This window comes from Pseudodesulfovibrio halophilus DSM 5663 (assembly GCF_059568665.1).
Window position 1 is genome coordinate 23,041 of the sequence record NZ_JCANTV010000003.1, and the last position, 18,412, is coordinate 41,452.

Sequence of the window (18,412 nt, forward strand, 5' to 3'; positions counted from 1 at the left end):
AAACCGAGTCAGCTCAAGCGGCTGAACAGACTGTACTTTCGTTCATATCCCATAGATTCGGGGTTCACCCCGGAGCAGGCTCGTGAGCTGGCCTCCATCAGCGAGGACATCGGACGGCAGGTGGCGCTGCTCATCGACCGTGCGGGCAAGCCGTACATGGTGCTCGTGGGCGATACCGGCTCCATCTACATCCCGGAGCTGCCACGTGCCCGTCTGGGCTCCCGCCGTCTGCGCGGCCTGCGACTGCTGCATACCCACATAAGCGGTGAAAAGCTGACGCAGGAAGACCTCATGGACATGGTGTTCCTGCGACTGGACAATGTGTGTGCGCTCATGTGCGAACAGGGGGAGCCGGTGGCCGCACAGGTAGGCTACCTGTTGCCCGCGGAGGTGGAAGGGCGGAGCTACGAAGTGCTGGACCCTGTCCGCTGGGACCGGCTCGACGTGGACCTCGCCGCCATCGTGGATGCGCTGGAGGACGAGCTGGCGCGATCGGCCGGAACCGCCGAAGTCAGCGACGAGAACCGTGCGCTGCTGGTCAGCGTGGACACCGCGCCGCGTCAGGTGCAGGAGCTGTCTCTCGAAGAGCTGGCCGACCTTGCGGAAACCGCCGGGCTCGACGCGGCGGGCACCATGATCCAGCGCGTGCGCAAGCTCAATCCCAAGTTCATAATGGGCAAGGGCAAGCTGGCCGAGCTCGAGGTCAAGGCGCTTCAGGCCGATGCCGGCGTCATCGTCTTCGATCAGGATCTCTCTCCGGCGCAGATCCGCAACCTCGCCGAGGTGACGGAGCGCAAGATCATCGACCGCACCCAGCTGATTCTGGATATCTTTGCCCAGCATGCCACCAGCCGCTCGGGCAAGCTGCAGGTGGAGATGGCTCAGCTCAAGTACGCGCTGCCTCGGCTCGTGGGCAAGAACAGGGCAATGTCACGTCTCGTTGGCGGCATCGGCGGGCGGGGCCCGGGTGAGACCAAGCTCGAGATCGACCGCAGGCGGGCACGGGACCGTCTGACCCGGCTCAAGAAGGAGCTGGATCAGGTCCGCAAGCGACGCGGACAGACGCGTGAGCGCCGCGCAAAGGCGGGGCTGCCCATAGTCTCCCTCGTGGGTTACACCAACGCGGGCAAGTCGACGCTGCTCAACACCCTCACCGGCTCCGAGGTGCTGGCGGAGAACAAACTGTTCGCAACGCTGGACCCCACCAGCCGGCGCATCCGCTTTCCGCGTGAGCGCGAGGTGGTGCTGACCGACACGGTCGGCTTCATCCGGCGGCTTCCGGCGGACCTTCAGGAGGCGTTTCGGGCCACACTGGAGGAACTGGATTCCGCGGATGTCATGGTTCTGGTGGCGGATGCCTCGCATCCCGAGGTGGAAGAGCAGGTGGCGGCCGTGCGCAGCATCATCAACGAGATGGACCTCGCTGATACGCCGACCATCCTCGTGCTGAACAAGTGGGACAGGCTGGACGAGGAGGAACGTGTCGCCATGGGCAACGTGTTCCCGGACGCCCTGACCGTCTCCGCGCTTGACCGGCCTTCGCTCGAGCCGTTGGTGGAAGAAATTCTCGACAACCTTCCGAACTAGGAAACCTATTCCAGAACAGGTCCCTCCGATCCGCCGGAAAGCACATGCTGGCAGGCGCCGCCGGTTTCCTTTCCGTCGAACGAGGCGCGGTCTTCCAGCGGCTCCACATGGATGGTGATCTGCGCGCTGTCGAGCCTGTGCTTGATGTCGTCCTCGATGTCGCAGCACAGGTCGTGCGATTCCTTGACGCTCATGGCTCCCGGCAGCAGCAGATGGAAGTCGATGAAGCGCAGGGCGCCTGCCTTGCGCGTCCTGAGCCCGTGAAATACCGCATCAACACCCGCACGGCCACGGATCGCCTCGGCGATGATTTCCAGTTCCTCCTCGGGCAGGGCGTCGTCCATGAGGCCTCTGATAGCACGCTGAACCAGTTGGACCCCGGTCCAGACGATGTTGGCCGCCATGAGCACGGCGATGATCGGGTCGAGGACGGTGTACTCGGGGAAAAAGATGAGGACCGAGAGCCCGGCCACGAGGCCGAGGGAGGTCCAGACGTCCGTGAGCAGGTGCTTTGCATCCGCTTCGAGGGTGATGGAGTCGAACCGCTTTGACGCGCGCAGCATGATCTTTGCGGTGACGTAATTCACCACCGACGACACCGCCGCGAGGATCAGGCCGGGGCCGAGGCTGGTGAGGGGCCTTGGGTGAAGGAAGCGGTCGAAGGAGGCCCAGGCGATGCCCACGGCCGCAATGATGATCAGCACGCCCTCCACGCCGCTGGAAAAGTATTCCGCCTTGCCGTGTCCGTAGGCGTGGTCATCGTCCGCCGGGCGCATGGCCACGGTGATGGCGGTGAGCGCCATGAGGCCCGCGGCGAGGTTTATGAAGGATTCCGCGGCGTCGGAGAGCAACCCCACGGAATCGGTCATGGCCCATGCGCCGAACTTCATGCCCAACGTGAGCAGTGAGGCGGCCACGGAGTACCAGGCGTAGCGGACCGGTGTGTCGGTGTCGGTCAGGTCGGCTTGCATGTGCATGATGAGTGGTTCCTGAGCGGTTGTCCGCTTATGCTCGGAGCGAAAAAAGGCCCGCCGGAGCGGGCCTGAGGATTACTTGTCTTCGTCGGACGCGTCGAATGTCCGCCAGGCCTTTTCCTCGCCTTCGGCGTACTTGGAGCGGCGCCACGGCTTTTCCTGGCCGCTCGACAGGCGCTGGATGTTCTCCCGGTGCTTCCAGAAGATCAGCAGCATGATGATGAGCGAGACGGGCAGGAGCTCGATGTTGCCGGAGAGCAGCGAGAGCACCGGCAGCATGACGGCAAACGTCAGGGAGCCCATGCTCACGTAGCCTGAGAGCAGTACCGCGCCGATGCAGGCGGCGGAGGCAATCAGCCCGATCCAGAAGGACGCGCCGAGAAAAACGCCCACCGAGGTGGCGACGGCCTTGCCGCCCTTCCACCCGAGGAAGGGAGAGTAGGCGTGCCCGAAAACCGCGGCGAGCATCACGAGGCTGGTGAAGAGCCATCCGCCGTGCTGGGCGGCCATGACGACCGGCAGAAAACCCTTGAGCAGGTCGAGGGCCAGCACCGTTATGCCGTACTTGGTTCCGCAGAGGCGCGCCACGTTGGTGGCGCCGGTGTTGCGGCTTCCCCCCTCGCGCGGGTCGATGCCCTTGAACGTGCGGGCCACGTAGAGCCCGAAGGGCAGGGAGCCGAGGAAAAAGGCGAAAAGTATCAGTATAAGTTTCATGCGGATCTCCTTGTGAATTGCAACAGGCCGGATTGTAGCCGTTTTACGAGATTTTGAAAAGTCCCGCCGGTCACTTGGGCCGCTTCACAGCCGGGCGGATATGCGCGATGACACGCTTGAGGGCCTCCTCGGACTCCTGTGTGCACAGCTCGGGCACCGTATCGCGCTCCACGTGCATGACCGCGCCGCAGGGGCACATCTCCACGCACGCGGGGCCGAGGCCGATGTCGCGGCGGGAGGCGCACAGGTCGCATTTGCGTACCGCAACGCCCGTCGACGTCAGGAATATTGCGCCGAACGGGCAGGCCAGCAGGCACTGGCGCGTTTCGCACCCACGGCAGAGCATGGGCTGCAGCACGAGGGCCCCGTCGCGGTCGCGAACCAGCGCGCCCTTCTTGCAGGCCTTGGCGCAGGGCGCGTCCTCGCAGTGCCGACAGTACAGCGGGACCATGAGCCCGTCACGCGTGCGGGTCATGTGGATGCGCGGCGTGTCGTGGATGAATCCGCAGACCGCCTCGCAGGTCTCGCAACCGATGCATTTGGAATAATCTATGTACAGTGTCTTGCCTTCCATGCCTACCTCCGGGCGCTTTCGCCGTCTTCGGACGCCGCTTCGAGGTTCTCGCCGCGAAGGTCCAGCCAGTTGCCGAGCGAGCGCGCCGCCTTGAGTCCCGATTCCACGGCCTTGCCGATTTTGCTCGGCCCGGTGAGCACGTCGCCGGCCACAAAGACGTTGTCGATGCTGGTCATGTTCAGCCAGCGCACGTCACCCTTGCGGATGTTTTCCAGCCCGAGCTTGCCGGCGAACGGCGGGGTCGGGATTTCGCCGATGGCGATGATGACCATGTCGGCGGGCATCTCCGTCTCGGAGCCGTCGGCGCATGACAGTTGCACGCCGCGAACCCTGTCCTCGCCGGTCAGCTCGAGCGGGGTGACCTTCTCCACCCAATCGATGCCCAGTTCCTCAAGGCGGTCGATCTCGAAGGTGCCGCAGGGCGCGTCGCGTTTCGTGCGCCGGTACAGGACGGAAACCTTTTCCGCGCCGAGGTGGTTGGCGCTGTGCGCCGCGTCCATGGCGGAGTGTCCCGCCCCGATGACGGCCACGCGCTTCCCGGCCACGTCGGGCACGGAAACGTCGGGCCGGGCGTACCGGGCCGCACGAATAGGGAAGAGGAATTCCAGCCCGGAATACGAGCCGGGGAGGTCTTCGCCGGGAATGCCGAGTCTGCGGGATTTCCACGCGCCGGTGCAGATAAGGACCGCGTCGTGGTCTTCCACCATTTCGCCGAGACCGATCATGTCGGCGGAGAAGTGGTCGCCCTCTTCCTCGTGCAGCGGGGCGGAGCAGCAGACCTTGGTGGAGCAGTGAAAATTGACGCCGAGCTTGCGCTCGAGCAGGCGCACCCCATCCTCGATGCGGTCGGTGGGGATTCGGTGCGAGGGGATGCCGAAGGTCATGAGGCCGCCGGGCGAGGGCAGCTTGTCGTAGACCTCCACCTGATAGCCCAGTCCGCCGAGGTATCCGGCGGCTGCGAGCCCGGAAGGTCCGGCCCCCACGACCGCGACGCGGCGGCCGTTGCAGGGCAGGGGCTCGCTTCTGAGAAAGTTGAAGTTCATGGCGTTCATGCGTTTCTCCGATGCGGTGGGCCGGTAACTGGCCCGGTGGGTTGGTTATTCTTCCAGCGCCTCGACGACCCTGATCTCGTTGGTAAGCGGGTCGATCCTGCCAAAGCGAATGGCGAAGCGCTGGCCGGGATAGAGTTTGTCGCCCAGCAGTTTGAGTGGCGCGCGTACGTTGATCTGCAGTTCCGGCATGGCCAGATTGGGCAGGGGGCCGTTTTCGTCGGCCACCAGCGCGGAGTGCCACTCGTTCTTGCGCAGGGCGAGGTAGTGCAGCTTCCAGTACCGCGGGCGGAACCGCTGTACCTGCGTCACGGACTGGATGCGGGCGGAAAGGCCGGGAAGCAGGGCTTCCATGTCTTCCTTGGAAAGGCGCGCCTGACCGTCCTTCAGGTAGGATTCGATCTGCGCCATGTTCAGAAAATCGGTGTAGCGGCGAAGCGGCGAGGTGCAGGGAGCGTAGACGTCCACGCCGAGCGCGGCGTGAGGGCGCGGGGAGGTCTCCACCGAGGTGGGGGCCAGCAGCCGCACCACTGCCGCGATGTCTGACGGGTCGGTAAAGATTCCGGCCGCTTCCGGGGGCAGGGCTATGGCCTGCGTGCGGTGCATCAGGGTGACGCCGTGTTCCTGCGCCCATTCGGCAAGCCCCCGGTTGGCGAGGATCATGAATTCGCTGACGATCAGTTCGCTGCGCGGATAGGCGTCCTTCATTACGATTCGCACGTCGGCGTTGCCGGGAAATCCTTCCACCCTGACTTCCGGCTCGGGCTTGCGGATGATGCAGGCTCCGTTGTCGATGCGGCGTTCAATGAGCTTTTCGGAGAGTTCATGGGCCACGGCGTAGGTGCCGTCGTCTTCGTCGAGGCGCTTCTCCACCGCTTCATAGGTGGTGTTGGCCTTGAGCCGTACCCAGTCGAGGCGGGGGGCGGTTTCGACAAGGTTGCCATGCGCGTCCAGCCGGAACTCGGCGACCAGCGCGGGGCGGTCCTCGTTTTCAAGCAGGCTGTACAGCCCGGTGCCGAGGGTCTCCGGCAGCATGTGGCTGGAGCCTTCGGGCAGGTAGAGGCTCGTGACGCGGTTGAAGACGGCGCGGTCCAGTCCGGAGCCGAACTCCCAGTGCGCGGTGGGACGGGCAAGTGCCAGCTGAAGCCGGTACCCGTCGCCGTCACGTTCGATGAAGAATGCGTCGTCGATATCGCGGGTGGTGGGGCCGTCGATGGATTCAAAGGGCGTTTCAATCGGCTCGCGGCGTGCGGCCTCGAACCGTTCTTGCAGCGCCTTGATTTCCTGTTCATGCTCGGCGGACCAGTCGTCTCCCCATTCGAAACCGGCGAGGTCCAGATGAAAATTGTGGTGCTCGGGCAGGATGCCCCAGGTCTGGGCCAGCTGCAGCGGCAGGTGCGGATGGTCGGGGAGACCCTTTCTCACGGCTGTCCATATCTGCTGCTGGCGGTCGTCGAGGCAGTCGGCCACGGCGGCCTTGAGCAGGCGGGCGAGGCTTTCGGCCACCTCTTCGTCCAGTTTCGGCGGCTTGGGCTCGCTGCCGTGCTTGCGGGCGTCCCAGAGCGCCTTGAAGAGGTCCTGTCCGGCGCGGGTTACGGCCTCGCGGGCCTTTTCCTCGGCCTGCTGTCTAAGGCGCTGCTCCACCTGCTCGTGGGTGTAGATCTCGAATCTCGGCGGGCGGAACTTGAAGTGGGTCTTGGTGGAGAGCATGGCTCTGCCGAGGGCCGCGAGCCGGTCCGGGCTGATGTCTTCCCAGAGCAGATCGGCAAACCACCTGACGTCCGCTTCGGGCAGTTCGCCCTGCGAGAGCTCCCAGAGCTCCATCACGTCCAGCCCGGCCTGTATCTCGCCGCGCTTCTCCTGATGCCGGTTCAGGATGTCCTGAATCTCCTGCTTGGAGGCGTCAGGCGCGTAGTTGGGGCCGGCCCATGGCAGAACGCGGGCAGCGGGCATCTTGGTCTCGCGCTTGTTGATGGTCCACAGCCGGAGCTTGCCGGACTGCTCGTCGAGCACGAATGCCAGCTGCGGCTGGTCGCCTTGCATGAATTCCACGACGGAACCGGGACGTATGTTGGTCAGCAGGGTGTTTTTGGCCATGTATCGCTTGGTGGTGTCGGCTGTGATGAAAAGGGCTTCGGGGCACGCAGCGCGCCCGGAAGCCGTATCCCCGTCTATCGCATTTCACGTCCGCTGGCTAGGGGCGAAAGTCGACGGACCGGGGCGGCGTGATGCCGACCCCGGTCCGCGGAGAGTAGGTCGGGCCGTGAATGGCCCGGAAACGCCGTAAGTTAGATCCAGTCGTCGTCTTCGCTGATGGGAGCAAAGCCGCGGCGCATGGTGTTTTCACACACGATGCGCGGGTCCATGAACTGGAGCAGGTAGTCGGGGCCGCCGGATTTGGAGCCCACGCCGGACATCTTGAAGCCGCCGAAGGCGTGACGCTCCACCAGCGCGCCCACCGAGGGCTTGTTGAGGTACAGGTTGCCCACGCGGAATTCGCGTGCGCCGCGCTCGAGGTTGTTGGGGCTTCTGGAGTAGATCGCGCCGGTCAGGGCGAACTGCGTGGAGTTGGCCCATTCGAGCGCCTGATCGAAGTCCTTGACCCGCATGACGGAGAGTACCGGCCCGAAGACCTCTTCCTGCGCGATGCGGTGCTCGGGGGTGATGTCTTCCACGATGGTCAGCGGCACGTAGCAGCCGCCGTCTGCGCGATATTTCTCGTCGGCCTCGCGCTGCACGAGCACGCTGCCTTCCTCGGCGGCGATCTTCGCGTAGTTGAGCACGTTCTGCTGGGCGCCCTTGTCCACCACGGGACCCATGTAGTTGCCGGGCTCCTCGGCCGGGCCGAGCTTGACGGACTCGGCGGCCTCGCGCAGCCGGTGTACGAAGCGGTCGTAAATGGAGTCGAGGACGATGACCCGCGAGCAGGCGGAACATTTCTGTCCCTGGAACCCGAATGCCGAGTACAGGACGCCGAGCACGGCTTCGTCGAGGTCGGCGTCGTCGTCGATGATGATGCCGTTCTTGCCGCCCATCTCGGCGATGACCCGCTTGCACTGCTGCTGGCCGGGCTGCTTGACGGCGGCCTTTTCCTGAATCCGCAGGCCCACTTCCATGGAGCCGGTGAACGCGATGAGCGCGATGTCCGGGTGTTCGACGATGTAGTCGCCGATGACCGAGCCGCGGCCGGGAGTGTAGTTGAACACGCCGTCCGGCAGACCGACCTCGCGCCACATTTCCGCGAGCTGCCAGCCGATGACCGAGGACAGCCCGGAAGGCTTGTAGAGCACCGGGCAGCCGGAGACGATGGCCGCGGAGACCATGCCCACGGAGATGGCGAAGGGGAAGTTCCACGGCGCGATGACCGCGGCCACACCCTTGCCCTGATAGAAGTAGCGGCTGTATTCGCCAGGCGCGTTGCCCATGCGGCGCGGGTCGCCGAGGCGGATCATCTCGCGGGCGTAGTATTCCATGAAGTCGATGGCCTCGCCCACGTCGGCCTGCGCCTGATCCCACTGCTTGCCCACTTCGAGCACCTGCAGCGCGGAGAGCCGCCAGACGTTCTTGCGGCACCATTCGGCGGCGTCCAGAAGGTACTGGGCGCGCTTTTTGGGATCAACGTCACGCCATGACAGATACGCCTGTTTGGCGCCGTCCATGGCCTGATCGATCTCGTCGGTGCCTGCCTGACAGATGGTGCCGATGATCTCGGAGGGCTTCGCGGGGTTGTACGAGTCGAGGGTGTCGTCTGTGGTGATTTCTTTGCCGTTGATGAAAAGCGGATACTGCCTGCCGGTCTCCTCCCGCCAGCGCTTCATTTCCTCGGGGAACGCAGCGCGCTGGGACGGGATGGTGAAGTCAGTGGGCGGATAGTTGTTGAAGGGCGGGAGTTCGCCTTCCAGCCCCTGTACGCCCTGACGGGGGGGCGCGGTGCACTGCCTCTCAACCATCTGGCGGCGCAGGGTCTCTTCCGGGTTCTCCAGCAGGCGGTCCATGTCGGCTTCGTCAGCGAAGGTCTGCTTGAGGAAGGATTCGTTGGCGGTGTTTTCTAGCAGACGGCGCACGAGGTAGGCCATGCCGGGGATCAGCTCACCATACGGGCAGTAGAGGCGCACGCGCTTTGCCACGTTCTTGAGCCCCTTGCGTACCGGCTCCGCCATGCCGTAGAGCACCTGGAATTCGTACTTCTCTTCGGGAACGCCGATGGCCTGAGCCATCTCCATGACGGCCGAAATGGAGCGGATGTTGTGGGAAGCGCACGCGTAATGGCAAATGTCGTGGTTTTCCAGAATCATTCTGGAGACCTTCTCGAAGCAGATGTCGGACTCGGGCTTGTGCGTCCACACGGGCACCGGCCAGTCGTTCTGCTTGGCGAGCACGGTTTCGTAGTCCCAGTATGCGCCCTTGACCAGTCGGATGGAGACCGGGACGTCCTCTTCGCGCGCCCAGTCGAGGAATTCGCGGACGTCGTCCTCGGTGCAGGTCAGGTAGGTCTGGAAGACGATGCCCAGATGCGGGTAGTCGCGATATTTGGTGCGAAGGCGTTTGTACAGCTCGATGGTGGCTTCCTTGTACTTGAGCTGTTCCATGTCGATGCACAGGAACCCGTCCATCTCCATGACCTTTTTGTAGACGGGCTCGATGTTCTTCATCATGCCCTGCACGGTGCCTTCCACGTCCACCGGCTTGGACTGGGAGTAGAAGGCGGAAGGTTTGACCGACACATTGACCTTGGGCGCGTGGCCCCAGTCCATGTCGTTGTCGGAGTCCAGCGCGCTCCACTTGCCGTATTCCTTCTGGATGGCGTCGAGCACATCGAGGTAGCCGTTCATGTAGTCCACGGCCTCTTCCTCGGAAACCGTGGCCTCGCCCAGCAGATCGAGCACGAAGGTGAAGCCGTCCTTGCGCAGCTTCTTGATGCCCTTGACCGCCTCCTTGCCTTCCTGCCCGATGATGAACTGGCGGGCCATGCCCTCGATGTTGGAGCGGATGGTCTTGTTGAGCACCTTGGCGACGAGGCCGCCGCCGATCTTCGTTTTGCTGGCGCCCCACTTGAGCACGTCGGGGATGTTGGAGTCATCGCCCGCGAAATATTCTTCGATGTGCCTCGAAAGGGATTCCGAGGTGTTGAGATAGGGCAGCACGTCCACAAAGCGGAACATCTGGACCTTGAAGTCCTCGTTCTTCATGGACCAGTCCATGACCTTGCCGGTCCACCAGCCCTTGTTGAAGATGGAGGGCGCCTCGCCCGAGATGGACTGGAAGAACTCCCTGCCCCGGGCTACGATTTTCGGATCGATGTCCTTGATGTCGATGCTCATGTTCCTCTCCTTGATGCGTTTCGGCCGTCCCCCACGCCCCCTTTCGGGGCCGCGAAAAGCGCGGGGGAGGCCGCCTTCGGACCGCCTAGTGCGGTTCGTCCCCGTCCGAGGCCGTTTCCGGCGCGACGGGAATCCCTCTCGATTCCTTGACGGTTGTCAGCACTATGGTGGAGTTGGTATCCCTGACAGTGGGGATGGCGCCGAACCTTGCGAGGATGCGCTGCAGGTCCTCCGTGCTTTCCACGCGGACCTTGACGAGGTAGGGTGCCTGTCCGGCGGTATAGTGCACTTCAAGCACTTCGGGAATCTTTGCCAGTTCCCGTCCGGTCTCGAAGCTGCCCGCCGGCTCGTCGGTGAAGACCATCGTGAACGCGGTGAGCTTGCGACCCACCTTGCTCTGGTCCACTATCGCCTCGTATCCGGTGATGAAGCCCTTGCGTTCGAGCTTGCGAACGCGCTCCAGCACCGCCGAGGGGGCCTTGCCGACCTGTCTGGCGATCTCGGCATTGGAAATTCTGCCGTTCTCCTGAAGTATGTTCAGGATTACTCTGTCAAGTTCGTCGATAGTTCTCTCACTCATAATAATAAAGAATATTCTTCTGTCCAAGTCCTGTCAAGCATGGAGGCCGCGCGGCAAACAGGTTTTGCCAATCGTCGTGCGCTGAGGTATGGTTGCGAAATGGTGGAATCTTTCAAACGTAAATGGTGGGCATGGTCGAAAAAGGCGGTATGAACCTTCCCGGTGGCGCGGAAATCCGGAGCCGGATTTCCGGCGACGAGGCCGTTGTGGAGCTCTTCGGTCGCCTTGACGGCAGTTCCGTGGGAGCGCTTTGGGAGAGCGCCTCGCGCGCCGTGGCCGGAAGCCAGCAGGAGGTGGTCCTCGACTGCGCCGCCGTGGATTATCTCGACGGCTCCGGTGCCGCGCTCATGGTCATGATGCGCGACATCGCGCAGGAGCGCGGCGCGTTGGTGCGGGTGCGCGGCCTGCGCGAAGAGCTGCTTCGCGTGCTTGAGATGACCTGGGCCTGCAAGCGTCCGAAGTGGGAAGGGCGAGAGGACGAGCGCAGGGGGCTGCGCGAAATGGTCGGGGCCAAAGCCTCGATCGGGGTGAACGACCTGCTCCAGTCCCTGAGTTTCGCCGGGGAGATGATCTACATCTTCTACCTCAGCCTGCGGCGTCCGGGGACGCTGCGCTGGAAGGACATTCTGCTCTCCTGCGTGCGGGTCGGCGTTGACAGCATGCCCATCATCCTGCTCATCGGTTTCCTTATGGGGCTGATCCTTTCCTTCCAGTCTGCCGTAACCCTGCAGCGCTTCGGCGGCGAGATATTCGTGCCCAACATGCTGGGGCTGGTGATGTTCCGCGAGATGGGGCCGCTGGTGACGTGCATCCTGCTGGCCGCGCGGTCCGGATCGGCGTTCGCCGCCGAGATCGGGACCATGAAGGTCAACGAGGAAGTGGACGCCCTGAAAACCATGGGGCTTTCCCCGGCGCGCTTTCTGGTCTCGCCCAAGCTCATCGCCTCGGTGACCATGGTGCCGCTCATGACGCTTTTCTTCAACTTTGCCAGCCTGCTGGGCGGGCTGCTCGTCATGCTTTCGCTGGGATATCCGAGCGTGACCTTCACCTCGCGAGTTTTCCAGAATCTTCAGTACGCGGATTTCCTCGGAGGCATGGTCAAGGCCTTCGTGTTCAGCGTGCTCGTGGCTGGCGTGGGATGCCTGCGCGGCCTGCAGACCCGTTCGGGAGCCAGCTCGGTGGGTGACTCCACAACGAGCGCCGTGGTTTCCGCCATTATCCTCATCGCTTTTGCCGACGGCATCTTTGCCGTGGTCTACTACTACCTTGGACTGTGATCATGCACGATTCTCATGTCATACAGGTTCGGAACCTCACATGCGCCTATGACGACTTCGTGGTCGTGCGCAATGTGAGTTTCAACGTGCGCGCCGGTGAGGTCTTCGTGATTCTGGGCGGTTCGGGGTGCGGCAAGAGTACGGTGCTCAAGCACATGATCGGCCTGTACGAGCCCGCAGAGGGGAGCATCCTCATTCACGGCAGGGATATGGCCGCCGCCGATGAAACGCAGCGGCAGGACATCATGCGCGATTTCGGCGTCATGTATCAGATGGGCGCGCTGTTCGGGTCCATGTCGCTGATGCAGAACGTAATGCTGCCGCTCGAGGAGTTCACGGACCTGCCGAGGCAGGCGCGCGAGATGGTGGCCATGGCCAAGCTCGCCATGGTGGGGCTGGAGCAGTTCGCCTACAATCAGCCGTCCACCCTCTCCGGCGGGATGCAGAAGCGCGCGGCCATCGCCCGCGCCATGGCCCTTGATCCGGGCATCCTTTTTCTTGACGAGCCGAGCGCCGGGCTCGATCCCGTTACCTCGGCCGAACTGGACGAACTGATCCGGGGGCTTTCGCGCAACCTCGGCATTACGTTCGTCATCGTTTCCCACGAGCTGGCCAGCATCTACAGCATCGCGGACCGCGTGATAATGCTCGACAGGACCAGCAAGGGGCTCGTGGCGGAGGGGGACCCTCGCCTGCTCCGCGACCGTCCCGGCAATGAAGTGGTGGGACGCTTCTTCAACAGGCAACCGCCCCAGTCGGCGGAGCGCGAGGCCTGTCGCGTTCCGGTCGAGGAGGATGCATGATCCGCAAACAGGACTATCTCAAGCTCGGGACCTTCGTCATCCTCGGCACGCTGCTGCTGGTGGCCATGGTGGTGATCCTCGGTGCCGGACATTATTTCAAGAAGACCATGACCGTGGAGACGTACATCAAGGAGTCCGTGAACGGGCTGGACATCGGCTCTCCGGTCAAGCTCAAGGGCGTGAAGGTCGGGTCCGTCTCGGAGATCGGCTTTGTCCATAACCGGTATACCGACGAGTACCGCTACGTGCTCGTGGAGTGCGAGCTTGACCTCGACAGGCTCGGTGCGGAAAACGCCAACAGCTATGCGAAGAAAATCCGCGACGACGTGAAGCGCGGCCTGCGCATCAAGCCGAGTACCATCGGGCTTACGGGCCAGCTGTACCTGAACATCGACTACGTTCCGCCCAAGGAGAACCCGCCCCTGCTCATCGACTGGCAGCCGGAGAACGTCTATATCCCCTCTGTTTCCAGCACAATGAACCGGCTGGAAGCGGCGGTGGACAACGTGAGCAACTTCGTGAAGGGCCTCTCCAAGGAGGACGTGGAGACCATCATCTCCAAGATCCGCGACATAGTGGAGGCCGTCGGCAAGTTCGTGAAGACCGACGACGGCAAGGCCATCGGCAAGCTGATCCGGGCCAATCTGGTGCAGACGGAGAAGACTCTCAGGCGCCTGAACGAACTGCTGGCCGCGCCCGAGGCCGAGACGATCATCCCCGACGGTGCCCACGCCATGGCCGGGCTGCGCGAGATCGTGGAGAAGGGTGGGGACGACGCCGTGGCCGCGCTCGGCGACGCGAGGAGGGCCATGAAGGCGTTCCGGAGCGCTTCGAGTTCTCTGGACCGCTTCCTGAGCAATCCGGACATGGCCGACAACATGGAAGAGTTCGGCAAGGCGCTGCGCAACATCAGCGAGGCCTCGGCAGAAGTGAAGGTTTCCATAACCAAGCTCCACGCCGTGCTCAACCGCCTCAACGCCATCAGCGCCGGGCAGCAGGGCAACATTCGCTCCATTCTGGACGATGCCCGCGTACTCATGGAGAATCTCAAGGAAATCAGCGGCGAAGCCAAGGAATACCCCTCGGGCGTCATTTTCGGCGCGCCCCCTGAAAAACGCACCCCCGGAGAATCCCGATGAAAAAGACCTCATGCATCCTGCTGGCGCTGCTGCTCGCCGTTTCCGTCACCGCGGCCTGCGTCAACCTCAAGAGCCGTCCCCTTGAGCGGCGGAGCTTCGTGCTTGAAGTGCAGCGCGACGCGCCGTCGCACGAGGACACCGGAAAGCTGTTGCGGCTGGGCAGGCTCGGCATCACGCCGGTCTACGGCGGGAAGGGGCTGGTGTACCGTCTGGAGAACGGCGAAGTGCAGTCGGATTACTACAACGAGTTTTTCTCTTCGCCCGAGCTCATGCTTTCTCTGGAGCTTTCGGGCTGGCTGCGTGACGCCGATTTCGTCGACGTTGTGCCGCAGGACAGCGCCGCCATTGCGGACGCCTCACTGGAGGGCGTGGTGACGGCTCTTTACGGTGACTTCAGCAAGGCGGATGCCGAGGCGGTGGTGGAGATGCAGTTCTTTCTCGTGGATGAACGGGGCGGGACCGGGGTGCTCTTCAACAAGACCTATCTGCGACGCACTCCTCTGACGGAGCAGTCGCCGGAGGCGCTGGTGAAGGCCATGAACGCGGCGACAACCGATATTTATTCCGCGCTGGAGTCGGATCTGCTTTCGGCTTTTTCCGGATCACTCTCCTGATCCAGCCGGTTCAGGGCGGCCCGTAGCTGTTCGAGCTCCATGGGTTTGGCCACGAAGCCGTCCATGCCCGCCTGAGCGAATTTGTGCCGCTCCTCTTCAAGGACGTGTGCTGTCATGGCGATGACCGGCACGTCTGTCGGGGTGGCGCTCTCCCGCATTCGGCGAATCATTTTCGTAGCGTCCATGCCGTTTATTTCCGGCATTTCTATGTCCATGAGCACGCAGTCGAACCGTTCTCTGTGCAAGGTGTCGATAGCTTCGCGCGCATCCTGACAGGCCACCGCGCTGTGTCCGAGGCTTTCCAAAAGACGCAGGGCCGCGATGCGGTTGACGCGGTCGTCGTCGGTCACCATCACCCGCAGGGAATCGGCGTCTTCCGGCTCCGGCGTCTGTTCGTCGGGAACATCCTCCGAAAGCGGCAGCAGAACTGCCACGGTGGTGCCGCGGTCTTCCTCGCTGTCGATGCAGACGCTGCCGTTCATCATGTTCACCAGTCTGCTGATGATGCTGAGACCGAGGCCTGCGCCGGGGCGCTTGGGGTTGGGACCGCTCCGGGCCTGATAGAAAGCGTCGAAGACTCTGGGCAGCTTGCCTTCCGGTATGCCTGAGCCGGTGTCCTCCACCATGAAGAGGTAGTGCCGCTTGCCGTGCAGGACATGGTGCAGCCGCGTGACGCTGACGCTGATCTGCCCGTGATGGGTGAATTTGATGGCGTTACCCAGGAGGTTGAACAGGACCTGTTCCAATTTGCCGAGGTCCGTGATGACTTTCGTGGGCAGGTCCTCCGGGATGGTTACGTTCATGCGGACACTGTCCGGCAGCTGGACCTGCATGCTGCGGGTTATGGAGGCGATCATCCGGCGGATGTTCACGGGCTCTTCATGCAGCTTCAGGTTGCCGGACTCAGCGCTGGTCAGACTGAGCAGGTTGTTGATGATCCGGAGCAGCGACTGTCCCGAGTCGTAGGCGACTTCCACCTGCTCCTTGTGTTTTTCGTCCAGTTCGGAGCCGTGCAGAAGCTGGAGCATGGCAAGCACGCCGTTGAGGGGGGTGCGCAGCTCGTGGCTGATGCTGGCGAGAAAGTGGGTCTTGGAGCGGTTGGCCTGCTCGGCCTGCCGCCTGGCTTGATGGACGTGCTCCTCGGCGAACTTTCGTTCCGCGATGTCCTGAATGATGCCCATGGCCCGAATGGGGGCGCCCTCTTCGTTTCTGGACACCACCCTGCCTGCTCCAAGCACCCATATCCAGCCGCCGTTTCCGTCAAGCATACGGCATTCCACGCTGAAGGCGTCCGAGTTGCCGGTGATGTGTTCGAACGCGCGGTTGAACACTTCACTGCGGTCGTCAGGGTGAATTCGATCCTTCCACTCCGATGGGAGCGAAGGCATCTCTTCTGGAGACATGCGGAGTATCGCTCCGGCCTGTTCACTGTAGAACATGCGGCCTTCCGCACCTTCCCATCTCCAGTATCCGGACCCGGATGCGGTGATGGTCAGTTCGAGGTCTCGGTGGTTCTGCAGGGTCTTGCGCTGTTCTCTTCTGACAGTTTTCAGGTGTCCCTGTACAAGGGAGTAGACGAGCAGGGCGGTGACGATGACGTAGAACCAACCCTTGAAGGTCTGCAGTCGGTAGATCAGTTCAGGGTCACGCACCAGCCACTCGAGCAAACTGTCGGAAAGAAGAATCCAGAGACATCCGACCAATGCGTAAACGCCCGCAATGAAGAGCGCGGCCCGGTATGGGGAAGATGTTTTGTGCGGCATGGTGTTCCCGGAGCTTCGGTTATCTGTCTAGGACAACGCAAAGCATACCAATACTGCTCTTGCACACAAGTATTATTCCAGCAGACCGTGCTCGGACAGCTCCGCCTCCATGCTTTCCCACCGGGCGAAGGCTGACTCGAGTTCCGCCTCGAGCGATTCCATCCGCTCGGTCAGGTTCGCGACCTCGGTGCCGGCAGACTTGTACAGTTCCGGATCGCCGAGTTTTTCCTGACACGCTTCGATGCCTTTTTCCAGCTCTTCGATGTGTCCGGGCATCTCCTTGATGTCCTCGGCCATCTTTTCCAGACGAAACTTGTCCTTGTAGCTGAGTTTGGGTTTGCGGACGGGAGTGTTCTCCCTGCGGGGCTTTTCCTCTTTCGGAGGACAGGAGGAGGCGGGGGCTGGCTGCTCGGAGGGACGCTGTCGCAGCCAGTCGTCGTAACCGCCCACGTATTCGTTCACGCGGCCACCGCCTTCCAGCGCGAGCGTGGAGGTCGCGACGTTGTTGAGGAATTCGCGGTCGTGGCTGACCAGAAGCAGGGTGCCGGAGTAGTCGAGCAGAATCTCCTCAAGCAGGGCTAGGGTCTCCACGTCGAGGTCGTTGGTGGGTTCGTCCATGACCAGCACGTTGGACGGGCGGGTGAACAGCCGCGCCAGCAGGAGGCGGTTCCGTTCGCCGCCGGAGAGGACGTGCACCGGAAGCTGTGCGCGGTCCGGCGTGAACAGGAAACGCTTGAGCCAGCCCATGACGTGGACGCGCCGCTCGCCGACGGTGATGAAGTCCGCTCCCTGTGCGATGTTCTCGCGGGCGGTCTTGCTCATGTCCAGCGTCTCGCGGTGCTGGTCATAGTAGATCACTTCGAGGTTGGTGCCGTGGCGCACCGAACCGGACTGGGGTTCGAGTCTTCCCAGCAGCAGGCGCAAGAGGGTGGTCTTGCCCGCCCCGTTGGGACCGATGACGCCGACCTTGTCCCCGCGCATGATGGCGGTGTTCAGGCCGGAGACCACGGGGGATTCGTCGTAGCCGAAGCACAGGTCCCGGGCCTCGGTCACCAGCTTGCCGGTGCGCGACGCCTCCTGCATGAGCATGTCGGCCTTGCCGGGACGTTCGCGACGCTGGGAGCGCTGTTCCCGCAGTTTGCGCAATTCACGCACGCGGCCCATGTTGCGGGTGCGGCGCGCCTTGATGCCTGTCCTGATCCACGCCTCTTCCTGCGCCAGCTTCTTGTCGAAGTTCTTGCGCTGCCGTTCTTCGGATTCGAGGTCGTGTTCCTTGCGTTCGAGATACGCCTCGTAACCACAGTCGTAGCTGGTGAGCACCCCGCGGTCGAGTTCGAGGATGCGGGTGGAGAGGTTGCGCAGAAAGGCCCGGTCGTGGGTCACGAAAAGAATGGTCTTGACCCGGCGTTTGAGGAACTGCTCCAGCCAGACGATGGCCTCGATGTCCAGATGGTTGGTGGGCTCGTCCAGCACCAGCAGGTCCGGCTCGCTCACGAGCGCGCGGGCGAGCAGAGCGCGGCGCTGGTTGCCGCCGGAGAGAGTGTGAAACTGCTGGTCCGCGTCAAGGTCGAGGTGCGAGATAACGGTCTCCACGGTGCGGTGCGCCTCCCAGCCGGATTCGGCTTCGATGGCCCCTTGGGCGCGTTCCATGGCGGCGATGAGCTCGGTCTCGTCGCCTTCACCGGTTTGCAGGCGGTGGCTGGCTTCGTGGTATGCGACAAGATGCCTGCCCAGATTCCCCAGCCCCTGACAGGCCACCTGGTAGACAGTGCCTTCTACGCCTTCGGGCACTTCCTGCGGCAGCATGGCCACCTTGGTGCCCTGCGAGTGGGCGATGTCGCCCGAATCGGCGGCGGTGTCGCCGCTGACGATCTTGAGCAGCGTCGACTTGCCTTCGCCGTTCCGGCCCACGAGACAGACGCGTTCGCCCGGTTCCACGAGGAAGCTCACGTTGTCGAGCAGCGTGGTTCCGGTGAAGTTGAGGGTGACGTCTTTGACGTTCAGCAGCGCCATGATC

14 protein-coding genes are annotated in these 18,412 nt (G+C 63.1%); 5 read left to right on the plus strand and 9 right to left on the minus strand.

The genetic code is table 11. From position 1 onward, the window contains the following. The first annotated feature begins 120 nt into the window (after positions 1 to 120). Positions 121 to 1,587, plus strand: a complete 1,467-nt coding sequence (gene hflX, locus BR24_RS01070; RefSeq protein ID WP_496539664.1) for a GTPase HflX — start codon at positions 121 to 123, stop codon at positions 1,585 to 1,587. A gap of 5 nt (positions 1,588 to 1,592) precedes the next feature. Here hflX and BR24_RS01075 read toward each other — a convergent pair whose 3' ends face one another. The 7 genes from BR24_RS01075 to BR24_RS01105 all read right to left on the minus strand — a co-directional run bounded on the left by BR24_RS01075 (position 1,593) and on the right by BR24_RS01105 (position 10,799). Continuing rightward, positions 1,593 to 2,564: a cation diffusion facilitator family transporter gene (locus BR24_RS01075; protein WP_496539665.1), complete on the minus strand. Its 972-nt coding sequence runs from the start codon at positions 2,562 to 2,564 to the stop codon at positions 1,593 to 1,595. Between the two features lie 72 nt (positions 2,565 to 2,636). Further along, positions 2,637 to 3,275, minus strand: a complete 639-nt coding sequence (plsY, locus tag BR24_RS01080) for a glycerol-3-phosphate 1-O-acyltransferase PlsY (RefSeq protein ID WP_496539666.1) — start codon at positions 3,273 to 3,275, stop codon at positions 2,637 to 2,639. A 70-nt stretch (positions 3,276 to 3,345) separates the two neighbouring features. After that, complete coding sequence (locus tag BR24_RS01085) at positions 3,346 to 3,849, minus strand: 4Fe-4S dicluster domain-containing protein (protein ID WP_496539667.1); 504 nt, start codon at positions 3,847 to 3,849, stop codon at positions 3,346 to 3,348. 2 nt (positions 3,850 to 3,851) lie between these two features. Further along, complete coding sequence (locus BR24_RS01090) at positions 3,852 to 4,901, minus strand: FAD-dependent oxidoreductase (RefSeq protein ID WP_496539668.1); 1,050 nt, start codon at positions 4,899 to 4,901, stop codon at positions 3,852 to 3,854. Between the two features lie 45 nt (positions 4,902 to 4,946). Next, a complete protein-coding gene (locus tag BR24_RS01095) occupies positions 4,947 to 6,995 on the minus strand; it encodes a ribonuclease catalytic domain-containing protein (RefSeq protein WP_496539669.1) in 2,049 nt (682 codons plus the stop codon). 191 nt (positions 6,996 to 7,186) lie between these two features. Continuing rightward, positions 7,187 to 10,219 carry a proline dehydrogenase family protein gene (locus BR24_RS01100; RefSeq protein ID WP_496539670.1) on the minus strand — a complete coding sequence of 1,011 codons (3,033 nt, stop codon included), beginning with the start codon at positions 10,217 to 10,219 and terminating at the stop codon, positions 7,187 to 7,189. Between the two features lie 85 nt (positions 10,220 to 10,304). Beyond that, positions 10,305 to 10,799, minus strand: a complete 495-nt coding sequence (locus BR24_RS01105; protein ID WP_496539671.1) for an Lrp/AsnC family transcriptional regulator — start codon at positions 10,797 to 10,799, stop codon at positions 10,305 to 10,307. A 149-nt stretch (positions 10,800 to 10,948) separates the two neighbouring features. Between BR24_RS01105 and BR24_RS01110 the strand changes: the two genes are divergently transcribed. The 4 genes from BR24_RS01110 to BR24_RS01125 are packed head-to-tail and all read left to right on the plus strand — an operon-like array spanning position 10,949 to position 14,632. Continuing rightward, positions 10,949 to 12,076: an MlaE family lipid ABC transporter permease subunit gene (locus BR24_RS01110; protein ID WP_496539672.1), complete on the plus strand. Its 1,128-nt coding sequence runs from the start codon at positions 10,949 to 10,951 to the stop codon at positions 12,074 to 12,076. 2 nt (positions 12,077 to 12,078) lie between these two features. Beyond that, entirely contained in the window at positions 12,079 to 12,879 is an 801-nt protein-coding gene (locus tag BR24_RS01115; RefSeq protein WP_496539673.1) for an ABC transporter ATP-binding protein, read from the plus strand. Next, complete coding sequence (locus tag BR24_RS01120; RefSeq protein ID WP_496539674.1) at positions 12,876 to 14,018, plus strand: MlaD family protein; 1,143 nt, start codon at positions 12,876 to 12,878, stop codon at positions 14,016 to 14,018. The genes BR24_RS01115 and BR24_RS01120 overlap by 4 nt, the downstream gene beginning before the upstream one ends. After that, entirely contained in the window at positions 14,015 to 14,632 is a 618-nt protein-coding gene (locus BR24_RS01125) for an ABC-type transport auxiliary lipoprotein family protein (protein ID WP_496539675.1), read from the plus strand. The genes BR24_RS01120 and BR24_RS01125 overlap by 4 nt, the downstream gene beginning before the upstream one ends. Here BR24_RS01125 and BR24_RS01130 read toward each other — a convergent pair. Next, on the minus strand, positions 14,578 to 16,395 hold the full coding sequence (locus tag BR24_RS01130) for a PAS domain-containing hybrid sensor histidine kinase/response regulator family protein (protein WP_496539676.1): 1,818 nt from the start codon (positions 16,393 to 16,395) through the stop codon (positions 14,578 to 14,580). The genes BR24_RS01125 and BR24_RS01130 overlap by 55 nt on opposite strands. A gap of 72 nt (positions 16,396 to 16,467) precedes the next feature. Continuing rightward, entirely contained in the window at positions 16,468 to 18,408 is a 1,941-nt protein-coding gene (locus BR24_RS01135; RefSeq protein ID WP_496539677.1) for an ATP-binding cassette domain-containing protein, read from the minus strand. Positions 18,409 to 18,412 lie beyond the last annotated feature (4 nt).